Below are 620 nucleotides of genomic sequence, written 5' to 3' on the forward strand. Positions count from 1 at the left end.
CTTTTCTTCGAAAATACAATGTTGATTTTGATGAGAAATATATTTGGAATTAGGCTTTCGCCCCTTCGGGGCTTGATTAACAAATTGCATTAGAATCAACGGGCTTTGCCCGTTGCTATTGCCTTAGTCCTTTCAGGACAAATGTATCTTGAAGGCAACAAATGTAGCATGTCCAAAGCTCCTGCTTTTTTTAATTTGATCGTTTCAGGACGAATACCTTAATTACAATAAATCCGATAAAATACACGTAGGGGATAATTGAAAACTATGATGGTATATATTTGAGAAATAAATAAATTATTCCCTGAAAGGGAAAAATCATCAGCATGGGGGCATCGCCCTATGAAAAAAAATATTTAGTTGAATTTAGCCCTGAATGGGCGTAAGCATTAAATCTATGGGACAATCATTATCAAAGGTTTATGTGCATATCACATTTAGCACAAAGAACCGTCATCCTTTCATTAATGAGAATGTAAAAAAAGAATTGTTTGAATACATTGGAGGAGTTTGTAAAGGCTTGGAATGTAATCCTGTTCGTGTAGGAGGACATAAGGATCATGTCCATATTTTATGCACGTTATCTAAAAAGATAAGCCAAGTGAAGCTTTTGGAAGAGG

General features: G+C 35.2%; 1 protein-coding gene. It reads left to right on the forward strand.

Annotated features, from left to right (window positions below; genetic code table 11):
- Positions 1-397 precede the first annotated feature (397 nt).
- Positions 398-620: transposase (locus DLK05_RS16710; RefSeq protein WP_209319946.1), on the forward strand; the 223-nt coding region annotated here is incomplete at its 3' end.

Source organism: Ancylomarina longa, from assembly GCF_003996985.1.
In the GTDB taxonomy this organism is placed as follows: Bacteria; Bacteroidota; Bacteroidia; order Bacteroidales; family Marinifilaceae; genus Ancylomarina_A; species Ancylomarina_A longa.